The following is a 15,045-nucleotide window of genomic DNA, read 5'->3' on the forward strand; positions in this document are numbered from 1 at the left end:
CCACATTCGATGAGAAGAATCATCGGCCGTTGCATCCCGCGAATGTGGCGGACCGCAGGTCAATCCAGTAAGCCTCGCCATATCGGATGACAACCCACAGTCGCAACACGGAACGCGACTTGCCCGTCCCCAATCGCACCCTCACCGATAGAGCACTGGTGACCGATCGGTGCGCCACTGATGGGGCCATGAACGCATGCGCTGCAGCGCGAGATGAAAGGTTGTCGGAAAAAGATTCACCGCGGCTGTCACAGAAGTCGACGCACCTGGATCTACCTGTTCTCGAGAAGGCACGACGAGACAGGGAGTCCCCATGAGCGCACCGACACGACTACACGTAGCGAGGGCACGTTCGAGGAGCAGTCGATCTACGGCCGGCCCCCTGAGTCCTGTCATCGATCGAGGAGCGCTGCCGAACTTCGCTCGGATCGAGACCCTCAGGCTCGACGATCCCACCAACCGGATCGTGACCCTCGCAACCACCGACGAGGTCTGGTCGCTCGTCGTCGAGTGGAATTCGAGCAACCTGCTCGTCGACACCGAAGACGAACGATTGATCAGACTTGTCGATGCGGCTCTCCGCGCTGCGCACTGCCAGCCTCACGCCGCGTGCCGTTTCACCCTCGACTACAACCCGACCCATCTCAACAACGAAGTCGGCCGACGCAGCGTGGCCTTGACCGCAACGATGCGCCCAACTTCCGGTGACGGGATCCTGATCACGATCACCCGGGATGCATGATGTGCGCGCTACCCAACCCGACTCAGGCACCCCTCGACGGATACCGGTCGCTACGTGATGCACCCTCGCTCGACCCCCAGAACAATCCGTGGATCCGCAACTGTGTGCTCTACGTTGCCGGTGGAGTCGTGTCGGCAGCACTGGGCCCGATCCTGAACCTCGACACAGCGATCGCATGGGGTGGAGCAGCACTCGGCGTCGGCGCGGGCGCGGCCGTCAGCTACAACGGCTATCGCGCCACGATCCGAGCCGAAGAGACCGATCGTGCGATCGAGCAGCTCTGCCGGCTGACCGCGTCACCGCCGACCCGTGATGTCCTGACGGCGACTCGGTGGAGCGGCCAGTGGCCCGGCCGTCCGGGCAGAATCACCGTCCGCTACCAGTCGGCCGCGCTCCTTCTCGACGAACAGTGGGAGCCCCGCGTCGTCGAATTGCTCTCCCAGCAGAGCTGGGGCCGGTACCGGATCCAGAAGCACAACACACGCAAACGCCGTCTCGTTCTCGTCCCGGACACACGGTCCGTCTCCGAGACGCATGTCTCGCCCGAACTCGTCAAAGCCACGCGCACGATTCTCGCGCTGCTAGGGCCGACCGGAAAGATCACCAGACACGAGACGGACCCGAGCACCGGGGATCTTGTAGCTGTCGAAGCCACCCATGAGGTCGGACATCGACTCGAGTCCGAGGGCTATCGGGCCCGAGTACAACGAGTAGTGAGCGTCAATCTGCCCGGTCGGTGGCGTGCTCGCTGGAACCTCGAAACGGACTGGGTGCGTTTCGAGGTGCGCCCGACCTTTCCGAAGAAGCTCTACAACCCGGCCGGCCTCGGCGACGCGGAATCCACGACCGATCTCGGCGACCTCGCGCACTCCGACTACGACTCGGTCGCGATTTCGTACGGCGAGGACGAGGACGGCAACCCCATGGTGTGGCGGCCGGCGATCGACCCACACTTCATGCTCGTCGGTGCATCCGGAACCGGAAAGACCGTCACCGCACACACCCTGCTGACACAGCTCACCGCGCACGGTTGGCCGGTATGGGTCGTCGACGGAAAAGGGGTCGAGTTCTTGGGCTTCCAGGACTGGCCGAATGTACAGATCGTCGCCAGCCACATGGAGCACCAGGTCGCGGTCATCTATCGGTTCTGGAATCTCATGGAAACCCGGTACTCGCTGATCGTCAACGGAGAAGCTACCGAGGCCGACTTTGAGCCCGTCGTTCTGTTCATCGACGAGTACGCCGACTTCCGAGGCAACCTGCTCAACTGGTACTCGAGCATCAAAGGTAAGGGTGATCCCACCAAGCCGAAGACCCTCCAGGAAGTGGCGTCGATCGGACGAAAAGGCCGCACAGCGAAGTGCCACATGGTGCTGGGAACGCAGCGACCCGATGCCGAGTACTTCGGCGGCGACATGCGAGACAACTTTCGCCAGCGCGTATCGATGGGCCGTCTGAGTCCGCAGGGCGCGTTGATGATGTGGGAATCGGCAACCACTGGAGTCGGTATCCCGCGCGGATGTCGTGGGCGGGCGACCAGTGTCAACGACCACAACCAAGCGGTCGAAATTCAGACCTACTTCACTCCCGACCCCCGCAAGACTGAGCCCGGGGCCGACGACGCAGCGGTGCTGGACCGCCTGCGTCCTCTCGAAGTGCGGCACGAGCGGTTGGTGATCCTCGACCCGGATCCCGGCGGCACCGTGGACGGCGACGAAGAGATCCGTTTCCATCACGTCTCCGGCGCGCCCTGGGCGCGCGCGTCGGACCATCCCAATCTCGATCCCGTCGCCAGGCGAAAGACGCGCGCGGACAGTGATTCAGCTCGTCGCGCATCGTCGCCGATGGCAATGCTCAATCTCGACACCCCCACCGTTCGCCAGCCCAAGCCCGACGCGCAGACGCCGAAAGAAAAAGCCGTGTCCGGCGTCCCGGGCTCTCCGATGCACAAGGACCGCCCGCACCTGCAGGTGGTCCCCGACGCCGGTACCGACGTCGACGACTGGGAGGGCTACGGCGAATCCGAAGACACTGCTCCGGTCGACCTCGTTGCCGGCGACCTAGTTCTCCTCGACGAGGACGCCGGGATCTGGGTCGTCGTCGACAACGAACCCGACATCTACGGAGACGAGTCGGGTGACGACATGGTCGGGCTGACCTGGCGTGGCGACGGCGACGACGAGGGGGTGCTCGACATTCCTCTCGACGCGACTGTTCAAGTTCGTCGCCCCCTTGCCCTCGCCACCTGAATCACTCTGCGACACACACGATCAGAAGAGGAACAACCACATGTCCCAACACGGCAACAACAGCAAAGCCCTCTCCGACGACGATCAGATGGCGCTGATCTGGATCGCCCCACTCGCAGCCACCATGGCTCTCGGATCCGCAGGCCTGTGGTGGTCGACGGCAATCGCCTGGCTGGTCGAGCACTCCATTCTGATCGCCAGCGAGGCATCCCCGATGGTGCAGATCCCAGCATCGGACGGTGCCGGGCTCGACGGTCGACGACTGATCATCGCTCTCGCCGTCGTCGTCGCCCTCGGTGCCGTCGCGATCAGCGCCGGCCGCTCGGCCTACTCAGCCCGACAGGCTCGACTGCACCGAGGAGACCGGGGATGAGAACGAAAGCCACCAGTGGTCGCCGCGCAGAACTACGCGCGATCGCGAGCAGAGAATCGTTCACGATGCCGCTCGGTCAGTGTGTCCGAGACAGCAACTGGGCCGCCCGCGAAACGGCGGTCGCAGAGCTGCTGCAGTCACGGATCCCACGTCTCGAACGGCGCCGGAAAGCAACCGTCGCTGCAGCGCATCTCCTCGAATCGTGCGAGACCTGCCCGCTCGCGGCCTTCGTCGCATGCCGCACAAGAGCCGAGGCAGATAGCTATACCGGCGTCGCGGCAGGCGGACTGTACGACCGAGGAACTCTCATCACCGAAGAAAAACGACCCGACGGTCTGGACGCGATGCACTCCCGCGAGGTAGTGTCCCCAACATCTGATGTGCGGTCTGACCAACCGCATCAACTGAAAAGGGATGCACCATGACTGACGTCGACGTGGTTTCGCGTACGCAAAACAATCTTTCCCCCGCACTGTGTGATGCAGTGCCCGATAGCAATACAATGAATCCTGACCGGAATACCGGTTCATGGAGTCGCTCGACGACGTCGAGGGGTGGTTCCTTCGGCCCGACGAGCGACGGCAGTGACGCTGCGCGTGCGCGACGTCGCTCCACTCCCGCGGCGGGATCTAACAGAACATCCCGCCGCGGGAGTGCCTCGTCGGTACCCTCCGGACCCGCCCGCCGCCACCTGCTGTCGTTGCGGCTCGGCGGTATGCCCGACCAAATGATCCTCGATCTCACGAAGCTCAGCCTCAGTGATGTGGAGACAGTCGCCAACCACAAATGCTTCGAGACCACCGCAAGCATCTCGAAAGCTATTCTCGACGTCACCTTCCACCCCACCCGGGGACGGGCGATGACCTTAGGTGTCGGAGCTCAGCGACGGATCCGGGCCCTCGTCGCGATGGGCTACTCGGTGCAAGCGCTGTCCGAACTGACCGGGCTGTCGGTGCCCAAGCTTTCGACGTTGCCATCGGATCAAGTTGTCCCCAGTGAACTCTGGTCCGTCATCAACGACGTCTACGACCAGATCTCCATGACACCCGGCCCCGACGAGCAGGTCCGGAATGCAGCCCGTGAGCAGGGATGGGCGACGCCTCTTGCTTGGGACGATGACGAAATCGACGACCCCCGAGCACGTCCACATTCGCCCCGAGGCATCCGCGGCGTGGACGAGGCGGCCGTCTACCGTCGCCTGTGCGGCGAATGGAGACTGCCGCTCACTCTTGCAGAGCAAGCCGAGATCGTAGGAATTTCGCTCCGTCGGCGGTGGTCAACCGAGCACCTGGCCGACGTACTCGGAATCGATCTCGACTCAGCGGTGAAAAAGAAGGTCCGCTACCGTGCCCGGATGGCCGTGCACGCCGCTCGCTCCGATGGTGAACGAGAAGCCGATGTTGCGTAGCGACTACGTCAGAAGTGTCGTGGTCGCTCTGGCGGCAGGCGTCCTATGGGCCTTGATCGAGGCGTCGTCGGCATCCTGGGCCAGCACTCAGGCATCAACTGCTGCGACTGTCGGCCGCGTCTCGATTGTCGCGATAGCAGTGATCGTCGGGGTAGCTCTGTCGGCCGCGCTGCGGACCACCGTCATCGCGGTGTGTGCACGGGTCGAGATCTCCGTCGACGAGGCGGCGCTGGGGACGAAAATTCCCGTCATCGTCTCCGGTGTCGTGTGGGGCGTCATCTCCGCTTTCGTCAGTACTCCGACGAGTGCGCCGCCGGCGGCAATGCTGTTCTTGGCTCTGGTAGTGCCCTGGATTGCGTGGATCGACCAACGCGTGCAACGGATTCCGACTGCTCTTGCGTATCTGGCCGCCAGCGGAACTGCAGCAATGATCTTGCTCACCGGTGTCGTTCACGGCACCTGGGGCGCGGTCGGTCGCGCCCTTCTGGCCGGCCTGGCCGCCGGCATATTGTTCTTCGCGCTTGCAGTGCTTCTGCGCGGCGGAATCGGTATCGGCGATGCGCGACTGGTGGTCTCGCTCGCGATGGTCCTAGGCTACGTCGGCTGGACATCCCTCGGTGCGGCGCTGGTGTTCTCGATCCTGACGGCTTTCGTCGGAGTGATAGTCGTGCGGGTCCTTCGAGCGATCAGATCCGAGCCTGCACGGTCGCATATCGCGCTGGGCCCGTACCTCGCACTCGGCACCGCGCTCACTCTCGTCGCATCCTGATCCGCCTGCGCGCAGTTGCGTCCTGCTTTTTCTTCCCTCCCCGAACTCGACAGCTCCCGAAGAGGTGATTGCCATCATGGCGAAGACACATCAGACCGCATGGACAGCCATTGCCGCAGCCGTGATGGTCGCTGTGGCGGCCGCGGCTGCCGTGGTGATCACGACGGATCACCACGAGGCCGACACTGCGCCACCACCACCCCAGGTCTTCCACGACGTCATCACCGTTGCGAGCCTTCTCGACGCCCTGCCCGTCGTCGACGATATCGACAGCACGGCCAGGTGGCCCGACGGTCAGCGCTTGGCGGAACTTCTCGTGCGGCCGCCAGGCAGCGATCACGGATGCGACACCAGGAACATCGCATTGGCAGCGGAGCTCGAGGCCGTCACATTCGCTGCCGGAACGGACAATTGCGTTGTGGCACAGGGCGTGTTGAATGATCCATACACCGGTGTCACCGTCGAATTCGATGCAGCATCTGAGAAAGATGCTGCAGCAAGCGATTACGTCTACCCGCTGGACGCGGCGTGGGCGTTGGGTGCTGCTGCATGGGCACCCGAACAGCAGCAACGCTTTGTCAGCGACGTACAGACCAACATCATCGTCGCCAGCGCGCAGGCAGTTGAACATCGAGCCCAACGTGGGCTTTCTCAGTGGCATCCGAGCAACGACGACCTCGCATGTGCATTTGCGGCGAAATATCTTCGTGTGGCGCAGACATACGCCTTGCCCATCACCCGCGGTGATGCTGTCGCGGCCACGCAACTCTGCGGTCTCGGCAACACCGCGGTGACAACTGCGGGCGAGACCGAACCGGCGAACTGACCACACGATCGGCCACACAAATCTCCTCCCCAAGAGGAAATGAAAGTCCCTCGCACACAACATGAAAGAAGGAATCTCATGCCCAAGACCGCCGACCAGGCCGATGCAACCACCCGCGAGATCCTCGGCCCGCAGTTCACCGCAATGCGCAACCTTGTCGAAGCAGCCGAGAACAGCCGGCAGAAGGCCGAAGCAGTCGCCAAAGCGCAGGCCGAACATGTCGACTCGACCGCCGAATTCATCGTGGCCTACGACGCCGCCAAAGCTGCAGGCTTCACCACCGCCCAACTGAAGAAGGGCGGCTACGTCCGGCCATCACTGAAGGGAGTCGCAAAACCGGCCACCAGCAAGAAAGAACCCACGCAGACCCCGCCGGCAGAAACCGCCGCCACCGGCGGCGAACCCCACGGGCACGACAGTGGGCAGCAGAACCATGCCGCACCGGCGTCGGAGGAACACCGGAGTGATCACCACAACGAGCACGGCGAGCACGACGCCATGGCGAGCTGACATGACATCCCGTCGACAACCAGAGGGGGCTGTGCGATGAGCACCGACCGAACCGACGCGATCACCCATATCGAGCTGGCCTGCGACGTCTGCGCGCTGGAACCCAGGGACGGGGGAGCGGGACCGCGGGGCGCATGGTGGGCGGTGGCCATGAAAGATTGCTGCGCCGGCGGACAGCTCATGGCCCACCTCGCGTGCGACGAGCACTTCTTCGATCTGATTTCACAGAAGCTGCCCGGCGTATGCACGAGTTGTGGCCACCTGAGCCGGACCCTGTCCGACGTCGTCGATGTCGCATGGACGATAGGAACCGGAACCGACCTGCCCGGCCGGCCGGGACGATGACCCAAGCTGTCGCACTGCTCGGTGGAGGCGTCCGCCGAGCGTGCACTTGCTGCAGCGCTGTCGAATACTTCGGCGGCGCTGCAGGTCGAGTCGGTACCGCCGCCCCCCGCGGGGCCGCAGTACCGACTCTGTATCCGGGACCGCAAGACCCCCTCCGGGTGAGGTCCGATGTCCTCCGCGCGCCGTAGTCGTAACCGCGTCACCCCAGACGGGGGCGCGTTCGACCCCGATCGAGGATCCAGCGGAGAGCTGGAGAAGAAGCAAGGGGTGGTGCTCCCGCACGCATCCTTCGCCGACCGAGCCGCGAATCGCGAGCATGCCCGCGGCCTCGATACCGACATCGAAGGACTGCCCGGTCTGACACGCGCGCGCCGCGACCTCGAACGCGCCTTCCCCCGCAACACCGCCGCGCCGATCACGAACGAACGAAAAAGACGTTCGCTGCCGGCCGCGATCGAACTCCGTCGAAGCCTCAGCGCCCGCCAGCGCAATGCGCGATCAGCCACCAAAAGGACTGTCGAGCAGAGCGTTCCCCGAGCCCAGCACCGTGCGATGAGCACACTGATCGGAGATCCAGAAAATTGGAAACGCACCAACGACGCATTGTCCGATGTCAACGGTGATGCAGTTCGGCTCGACGACGACCAGCGCCGCCACATCCAGAGAGTCGACCGCGCAATCCAGCGATACGAGCGTGAGTCCGGACGTGGACACCTGGTCTACACCGTTGTGAGCTTGCCCCACGCCGTCATCCATCCATCCGAGCTACCCGAGACCCTCTCACCCGGCTCGGTCATAGCTTTCGACCGCTTCACCGGCGCCCGCCACTCGATCCACGAACTCGACGCACACAGCCATCCGACGGACGCCGTATTCGAGATCCAAACAACACGAGGGCTGTACCTCGGAGCATCGGACAAGGGCGACGACACGAGCCACCTCCTCCCACGGGGCACCCGCTACCGAGTCGTCAACTCGCACTTCGTCCCCTACGAGCGACCAGGTCAGAGGGTCAGGGAAAGGCTCGTCGTGCAACTCGAAGACATCGACACGGACTGACCATCAGCGAAAGGAACAAACAGACATGCCCACCGAAAAGGCCTCACCGCCACCACACCGACGAGAACGCCGCGCACCATGGCAATTTCATCCAGACATCATGCCGCGCGCCGACTTTCGCGCCGTCCAAGCCGAAGACCCCCAGACCGGACCCATCGACGGAGCCATCGACACCGGCGAAGAATCGGAATAGAGACGGTCACTTGTCATGGGCCCTGCGCGATCGGATGCTCTCGTCGAGCCACTCCGCACCATGATGACGGCCACAAAACGTGATACGCGCCCAAAACAAACCTCATCGGTTGCTTCTAACGTAGCCAGGGTGGAGCATACGAGTCATGCCTGTCTCTGAACTTCTGCGCCTCGGCAATGCTCGACCAATCGTCCGATGGGGCGACCCTGTCCTGCACACATCGGCTCGACCGGTGACCGACTTCGGTCCTGATCTGCAAAGTCTGCTTGCCGATATGTTCGCGACCAATACTGCTGCGGACGGTGCCGGCCTCGCCGCTCAGCAGGTAGGCATCGACCTTGCGGTGTTCATCTACGATTGCAGTGACGAGACCGGGACACGGCGAACTGGTGTCGTCTGCAATCCGGTAGTCGAACTCGCCGAAGGAAACGATCGACACCTCATCGATTTCGGTGAAGGATGCTTGTCCCTCCCCGGCGCATACACCGACCTCGCACGGCCAGAGTTCTCTATCTGTCGAGGACAGGACCAGTACGGTAACCAGATCGAACTCAACGCAGGCGGCACGCTCGGGCGTTGTTTCCAACACGAAACCGATCACATCAACGGTATCGTTTTCGGCGACCGCCTCTCGAAGCGCAAACGTAAACAGCTCTATCGTGACCACGAGACGGTCTCTGAGCAGTACAGCAACGATTGGCCAACACGATAGATTCTGCTCCGGAAGCAGTGACCGCTCTGCTCCGCCTACCCACCCGGTGACGTCAAGACCTTCACGAAGCCTGACATTCATCTACACGAAACAGTAGGTCGAACCCTCAACGCATCCATGGCTCGCTATTGCACGGCAACGGACCATATGGTCTTGTATCCTGGGCTAGGGAACAGGAGTTCGGGGAACATATGCCTTACGCAATGGCTGCGGCGTCGCTACGGGCCGCGATTCCAGAGGTAGTGACGGCGTACAGAACCACTTTGCTACGCGAGAATAGTCCCCTCGGGATCAATCCGGGGGTGTGGTCACAGTGCCGCCGCCAAGCACTGGCAATCCTCAACGAGTGCGTAGATGCATTAGGCCTTCCCACGTCTTCGACTACTCGGTCGGCGATTCCAGACGAGTACACCCGGTTGCTCGGCTCGCATCGAGCCCTACAGGCAATACCGGCTTCGGAGTCCGTGCGAGCTGTGGAGATTCTGTGGTCATCCCTTGAGCCTGCAATAGAGCTGGCCGCCAAAGAGGCACCCTTGACACACCGACCTGGGGTCTGGAGACGCATCAACGCCGCTTTTCGCCTTGCTGCCGGTGGCCGCCTTCACACGGGCATGCTCAGCTACGAGGAGACCCGAGGCCATTTGAGGGACAGGCAACTTCGAGTGCTTGAGGCCGCGTCAGACGCATCTTTGACCAACCGGGAGCTTGAAGTCTTGGAGGCTGTGGCGTTCGCGATGACCAACCGGCAGATCGCTCGCACTCTGAATATTTCAGAGCTCACAGTCAAGCGGCATCTGTCCAACGCCTATCTGAAACTTGGGGCGTCGTCCCGTATGGACGCGTTGCACAGGCTATTCGGCAGCCGCATCTAGCGGCCCGCAATTTCATACCGCGCGCACCAGGAGGGTGCCGAGCATCGCGAGGTTTGCTGCGTACTGGGTGGCCATGAAAGCGCGGTACCCGCAGCGCCGTGCCTTCAGGTCATAGTCGTTCGCCCGCGCGCATAGCGCCATCACCCAGAGAGCTCCAGCAGTCAACGGCAATGTTCCGAACAGTGCGAGCGGTGCCCATAGCAGTGAGGCGATCGGTGCGCATACTCCAACGACAGTCGTTCCGAATATGGCCAGCCGCCGTGCAGAGCTGAGTCCACGTTGCGCTGCCAGAGTGCGCCTCCCACCAATGGCGTCCCCGTGGGCATCGGATAGGTCCTTCACGACCGCTCCCACCAACGCCATCCATGTTGCCATCGATGCGCAGAAGACTTGTTCCGTACGCCCAAATCCTCCGCCGCCGGCGGCCGCTCCGGCAGCATAACTTGCCCAGCCGAGGCCGAATATCACTACAGAAGAAGACAAACTCCAACGCTTGGCAGCCAGTGGCGGTGCCGAGTACACCCACCCAAGCGTCAGGAAGGCGAAGGTCCAGCACCACATCTCGCGCCCCGCAACTGCAGCCATCAGCAGGGCTGTGATCGCCGTAGCCACGCTGACCCACCGGGCTGTACGGACTGCCAGTTCCCCCCGCGCAATCGGTCGCTGCGACGCGTTTGCCACATCCTCAAGGACGTCAGTCACACCATTGAACAAGTACGTCGATATCACGACGGCCCACCAGGTCAACGCGCCGGCCGCTAATTGTCCGACACCGACAGGCCCTGCAGTCGCTGATACGCCGGCAATTCCAACCGCGAATCGAAGCAGATAGACACCTTGGACCTGCGGTCTGGCCTCCACGAAGCACAACCATGCATTTCTTGCGGGACTCGACGCGCCCCCAGGACGACCTACCTGTGTGCCGTGCTTGACCGACTCACACCGATACGACCACCCATCTGACACAGCCGGAGCCTAGCTGTCGCAGTGCACGAAGGTTTCTGCCCGGACTTGTCTTCGCTAAAACTACATCCAAAGTTGTAGTTTTCTGAGGTATTACCTACTCCCTTCGTGCCACAAAGGGGACCAACGTATTCGCTGCTAGGCAGACTCGACTGGTACCGAAATGCACAGCAGGCGTACTGCAACTCTCCGAGTAAGCGAGGACCATGAGCAATCCGTTCGACGATGAAGACGGCAGCTATTTCGTTCTCACCAACGAGGAGGGGCAGCACTCTCTCTGGCCGGTCTTTATCGACGTCCCGGCCGGTTGGTCAAGAGTGTTCGGCGAGGCCAAGCGGACTGCTTGTCTGGAGTACGTCGACACCCACTGGACCGATTTGCGCCCCAAGTCACTCGCCATTGCTCAGGCCGAAAACCGCAGCCAGACAACTAATGTCGGACCAACTATGCGGCCGGGAACGACCAATTCGGTTGAGGGCATCCCAGCCGATGCCTACCACAACGAAATTAGGTCGTAGCTCGATGGGAGCACAGTCAGGCTCGTCCGTCGCGGACGTTGTTGGGGTCGGTTTTGGACCCTCCAACCTCGCTCTCGCGATAGCTCTTCAAGAGTCCATCCAGCCCGGACCGGTGCCGGCAAAGTTCAGCATGAAGTTCTACGAGCTCCAGCCTCGTTTCGGCTGGCACCGTGGGATGCTCATGGAGGATGCGACCATGCAGGTCTCTTTTCTCAAAGACCTTGCCACCATGCGCAATCCGATGAGTCGGTATACGTTTGTGTCCTACCTCCGAGAGAAAGAGAGAATTGCTGAGTTCATCAACAGCAAAACTCTCTACCCACTGCGGGTGGAGTTTCATGACTACCTGGAGTGGGCAGCTAGCCAATTTCAGTCAAACGTCTCGTACGGGTCCGAGATCAAAGACATCCGACCAGTAGTCGAGAATGGCGTGGTGGAGTACGTCGATGTAGTCGGCCCAGATGACGTTGTTCAGCGGGCGCGGAACATCGTGATCGGAATGGGTTTGACGCCTCGACTTCCCGATGGTGTCAACAGATCTGAGCGGATCTGGCACAGCTCCCAACTGCTGGGCAGAGCAGCCGCAGTTACATACGTCCCTCAAAATTTTGTCGTCGTGGGCTCTGGCCAAAGTGCCGCCGAAGTTGCTGACTACCTTCATCGGACTTTCCCTCGCGCCAATGTGCACACCGTCCTGTCCCGCTACGGCTACAGCGTCGCCGATGACAGCCCGTATGCGAATGGAATTTTCGATCCGGAGGGAGTTGACCGGTTCTTCTCCGCTCCGACCGACGAGAAGCAGAGGCTCCTCGAATACCACGCCAACACCAATTACTCAGTGGTCGATCTCGATATTTCACAGTCGCTGTATCTCAAGAGCTACCAGGAGAAGGTCCTGGGCAAACAGCGGTTACGGATGATCAACACCTCGCGCGTCACATCCGTCGACGAGGACACAGACGGCGTACGGGTCGAGGTCACATCCTCGGCCACCGGTCTGACCCATACCATCGAAGCAGACGTGATCGTCTACGCCACCGGCTACCGGCCAAGTGACCCGGCACCGCTACTCCAGGGCCTGATGCGCGAATGTAAGCACGACGAGCAGGGACGGCTCAGCGTGGGACGCGACTACCGAGTGACGACGTCGGATGCGGTGCGCGCCGGTATCTATGTGCACGGTGCCAGTACCGAACACAGCCATGGACTTTCTGCTGGTCTCCTGTCCAACACTGCAGTCAGATCCGGTGAAATCGCCCAATCCATTCTCAGGAGATGACCATGTACGTCCCCCGGATCTACAAGGCAAGTGATCGGACATGGCTGCGCCGCGTGGTTGCGCAGTACCCTTTTGCGGCTCTGATCTCAAACGGCCCCAAGGCCCCGTACGCCACCCATTTGCCAGTCATCTGTGCTCCCTGCGCCCCTTCAGAGAGCGAGGACTTAGAAGGATCGACACTGTTTGGGCACATGAACCGGGCCAATCCCCACTGGGACTCGCTCGTCGACGGTGCGGATGCCCAACTTATTTTCACCGGGCCTCATGGGTATGTCACCCCAAGTGTCTACCAACGCGATTCTGTAGCACCGACCTGGAACTACGTCTCGGTACATCTCCGAGGAAAGCTGCAACCTGTTGCCGATTTCGAGGAGACGCTCAAGGTCGTTCAATTGACAGTCAGTACGTACGAGCAGAAATTCGGCAGCGGGTGGGAGATGGACAGTTCGCTGGACCACTACCGAAGGATCGGTCCGGCTGTGGGTGCATTCAGTTTTGAGGTGGAATCGGCGGATGGCATGTTCAAGCTCAGCCAGGAGCAGAACCTCGAGACCAGGCGACGGGTGGCGGACCACTTCAGCGCGAACCACGCCGGGCGAGGCAAAGAACTAGCTTCGTTCATGCGGGAGTACAGCCATGGTGACTACAACAACTTCTGATGGGGACATGTCGGACGCACCGACGGAACCCACGGCCCGGGAGCCTTTTGCGCCAAAAGAGCATTCCGTGCCCGCCATTTGTAAACCTTCAATTTCGCACCGGCTCAGCCATTTCGGCCTGGTCTGTTCATCGGTTTACGGATGCAAGCGGAGTTTATAAATTGTGCTACTGCTCTCACGCACCTTGTCCGCCGCCATTCCGACTCGTCGAGCAGGTCAATCGTTCTACCTTCGGAATGAAGTTGGGATTCCGGGGGATTGCTTCCGGACCAAAATCCGGCAAAAGAGCCGACCGGCGAACGTGACCAAGTCGGTGTCATCGCCAGAGAAAGCCAGAAGGTTGGTAATGGATTACGACGTTGTTGTTGTTGGGGCGCGATGTGCCGGCGCTTCGGTGGCACTGCTGTTAGCCAGACAGGGGCGAAGTGTTCTGCTGGTCGATAGGGCCTCCTTTCCGGCGGACACCATGTCCACGTTGTATATCCAGCACCCTGGGGTCGTGAGACTCGCACAGTGGGGGATGCTCGATGATGTTGTGGCCTCCGGTTGTCCGCCTTTGGGCACTATTAGTCACGATGTGGATGGACTGAGTCTGATCGCTGCTACCCCGGCGAAGGACGGTGTTAATGCCGCTTACGCACCACGGCGGTACATACTCGACGATCTACTCATTCGAGCTGCCGTGTCAGCGGGCGCGGAGTTCTCGGATCGGACGTCGGTCCTAGAATTGATTTGGCACGACGAACGCGTCGCCGGAGTTCGCCTCCGGAGTGGAAATTCGACCACATCGGTGTCTGCTCGATTGGTTATTGGGGCCGACGGTATGCGATCAAAGGTCGCGGAACTTGTTCAGGCACCGATCCTCCGATCGGCACCCATAGCAAGCTGCGTGTACTACACCTTCTGGCAAGGCTTGCGAACAGGATTCGGATTCCATGAGCGAGTCGGCCGCTGGATAGCCCGTATTCCAACACATGACGACCTGACAATTGTGGCAGCTTACCTGCCGCAGAGCGAATTCTCGGTCGTTCGGCGGGACCCGCAGAGGGCGTACTTGTCCGCGATCGAATCGACAGCGCCGGATTTATACGAACAAATTATGGCACTCGACCGAGTGGATCGGTGGTGGGGTACGGGGGACCAACGCAACTATTTCCGTAAATCGCACGGTCCGGGCTGGGCATTGACGGGGGATGCGGCTCACCACCTTGACTCGATCAGCGCCCGCGGCATCACCAATGCGCTGATTCAAGCCGACCTGCTCACCGATTCTATTTCCGGGGTGGATGTCGGGAACTCGGTCGCAGTAGATGAGGCGATGGTGCACTTTGCACTGTCGACAGGAGCTGTTCTAGAGGAGCCGTACATGAGTACTCTCGCCCTGGCGAAGCTTCAACCGACGAAGTCCCGGTTGCGCATGCTGCATGCCATTGCCAATTCGCCCGAACTTACATCTCGGTACTTCGGTTTGGTTTCGGGGGCCATCGGGATGCGCGAATTTATGTCGGCCGAGCTCGTCGACTTGTTGTAGCTTGCTGATGAAATATTTCGGGTCTGAATCTAACGCT

At 61.4% G+C, this 15,045-nt stretch carries 17 protein-coding genes; 16 read left to right on the forward strand and 1 reads right to left on the reverse strand.

Going from position 1 to position 15,045, the window contains the following annotated elements:
- The first annotated feature begins 466 nt into the window (after positions 1-466).
- The 12 genes from CH274_RS28935 to CH274_RS29790 all read left to right on the forward strand — a co-directional run bounded on the left by CH274_RS28935 (position 467) and on the right by CH274_RS29790 (position 10,058).
- Positions 467-742 carry a hypothetical protein gene (locus CH274_RS28935; RefSeq protein WP_141214633.1) on the forward strand — a complete coding sequence of 92 codons (276 nt, stop codon included), beginning with the start codon at positions 467-469 and terminating at the stop codon, positions 740-742.
- Positions 739-2,991 carry an FtsK/SpoIIIE domain-containing protein gene (locus tag CH274_RS20870; RefSeq protein ID WP_015586152.1) on the forward strand — a complete coding sequence of 751 codons (2,253 nt, stop codon included), beginning with the start codon at positions 739-741 and terminating at the stop codon, positions 2,989-2,991. The genes CH274_RS28935 and CH274_RS20870 overlap by 4 nt, the downstream gene beginning before the upstream one ends.
- A gap of 40 nt (positions 2,992-3,031) precedes the next feature.
- Positions 3,032-3,364, forward strand: coding sequence for a hypothetical protein (locus CH274_RS20875; RefSeq protein ID WP_015586153.1), 333 nt, complete (start codon positions 3,032-3,034; stop codon positions 3,362-3,364).
- 715 nt (positions 3,365-4,079) lie between these two features.
- A complete protein-coding gene (locus tag CH274_RS20885; RefSeq protein WP_052047787.1) occupies positions 4,080-4,772 on the forward strand; it encodes a hypothetical protein in 693 nt (230 codons plus the stop codon).
- On the forward strand, positions 4,762-5,541 hold the full coding sequence (locus CH274_RS20890; RefSeq protein WP_015586156.1) for a hypothetical protein: 780 nt from the start codon (positions 4,762-4,764) through the stop codon (positions 5,539-5,541). Before CH274_RS20885 ends, CH274_RS20890 begins: the two co-directional genes overlap by 11 nt.
- 76 nt (positions 5,542-5,617) lie before the next feature.
- The gene (locus tag CH274_RS20895; protein ID WP_015586157.1) at positions 5,618-6,367 is read left to right on the forward strand and encodes a hypothetical protein; all 750 of its coding nucleotides are present in this window, start codon (positions 5,618-5,620) and stop codon (positions 6,365-6,367) included.
- Positions 6,368-6,445: 78 nt separating this feature from the next.
- Entirely contained in the window at positions 6,446-6,877 is a 432-nt protein-coding gene (locus CH274_RS20900) for a hypothetical protein (RefSeq protein WP_015586158.1), read from the forward strand.
- Positions 6,878-6,913: 36 nt separating this feature from the next.
- A complete protein-coding gene (locus CH274_RS20905; RefSeq protein ID WP_015586159.1) occupies positions 6,914-7,222 on the forward strand; it encodes a hypothetical protein in 309 nt (102 codons plus the stop codon).
- A gap of 168 nt (positions 7,223-7,390) precedes the next feature.
- Positions 7,391-8,281, forward strand: coding sequence for a hypothetical protein (locus CH274_RS20910; protein WP_015586160.1), 891 nt, complete (start codon positions 7,391-7,393; stop codon positions 8,279-8,281).
- A gap of 25 nt (positions 8,282-8,306) precedes the next feature.
- The gene (locus CH274_RS29360; protein ID WP_155289036.1) at positions 8,307-8,474 is read left to right on the forward strand and encodes a hypothetical protein; all 168 of its coding nucleotides are present in this window, start codon (positions 8,307-8,309) and stop codon (positions 8,472-8,474) included.
- Between the two features lie 145 nt (positions 8,475-8,619).
- Complete coding sequence (gene def, locus CH274_RS20915; RefSeq protein WP_015586162.1) at positions 8,620-9,186, forward strand: peptide deformylase; 567 nt, start codon at positions 8,620-8,622, stop codon at positions 9,184-9,186.
- A gap of 611 nt (positions 9,187-9,797) precedes the next feature.
- Positions 9,798-10,058, forward strand: a complete 261-nt coding sequence (locus CH274_RS29790; protein WP_080730074.1) for a helix-turn-helix domain-containing protein — start codon at positions 9,798-9,800, stop codon at positions 10,056-10,058.
- Positions 10,059-10,070: 12 nt separating this feature from the next.
- On the opposite strand, the gene CH274_RS20925 is transcribed toward CH274_RS29790, so the two are convergent.
- On the reverse strand, positions 10,071-11,024 hold the full coding sequence (locus CH274_RS20925) for a UbiA family prenyltransferase (RefSeq protein WP_080730065.1): 954 nt from the start codon (positions 11,022-11,024) through the stop codon (positions 10,071-10,073).
- Between the two features lie 203 nt (positions 11,025-11,227).
- On the opposite strand from CH274_RS20925, the gene CH274_RS20930 reads away from it, so the two are divergent.
- From CH274_RS20930 to CH274_RS20945, 4 genes are all read left to right on the forward strand, one after another.
- On the forward strand, positions 11,228-11,539 hold the full coding sequence (locus CH274_RS20930; RefSeq protein ID WP_015586165.1) for an MbtH family protein: 312 nt from the start codon (positions 11,228-11,230) through the stop codon (positions 11,537-11,539).
- Positions 11,540-11,543: 4 nt separating this feature from the next.
- Positions 11,544-12,818 (forward strand): lysine N(6)-hydroxylase/L-ornithine N(5)-oxygenase family protein, encoded by a 1,275-nt coding sequence (locus tag CH274_RS20935; protein ID WP_015586166.1) that lies wholly within the window; start codon positions 11,544-11,546, stop codon positions 12,816-12,818.
- A complete protein-coding gene (locus CH274_RS20940; protein ID WP_202902192.1) occupies positions 12,815-13,477 on the forward strand; it encodes an FMN-binding negative transcriptional regulator in 663 nt (220 codons plus the stop codon). Before CH274_RS20935 ends, CH274_RS20940 begins: the two co-directional genes overlap by 4 nt.
- A 346-nt stretch (positions 13,478-13,823) precedes the next feature.
- Positions 13,824-15,008 (forward strand): NAD(P)/FAD-dependent oxidoreductase, encoded by a 1,185-nt coding sequence (locus CH274_RS20945; protein WP_015586168.1) that lies wholly within the window; start codon positions 13,824-13,826, stop codon positions 15,006-15,008.
- The last annotated feature ends 37 nt before the right edge of the window (positions 15,009-15,045 follow it).

Source organism: Rhodococcus sp. 06-418-5, from assembly GCF_002258285.1.
In the GTDB taxonomy this organism is placed as follows: domain Bacteria; phylum Actinomycetota; class Actinomycetes; order Mycobacteriales; family Mycobacteriaceae; genus Rhodococcoides.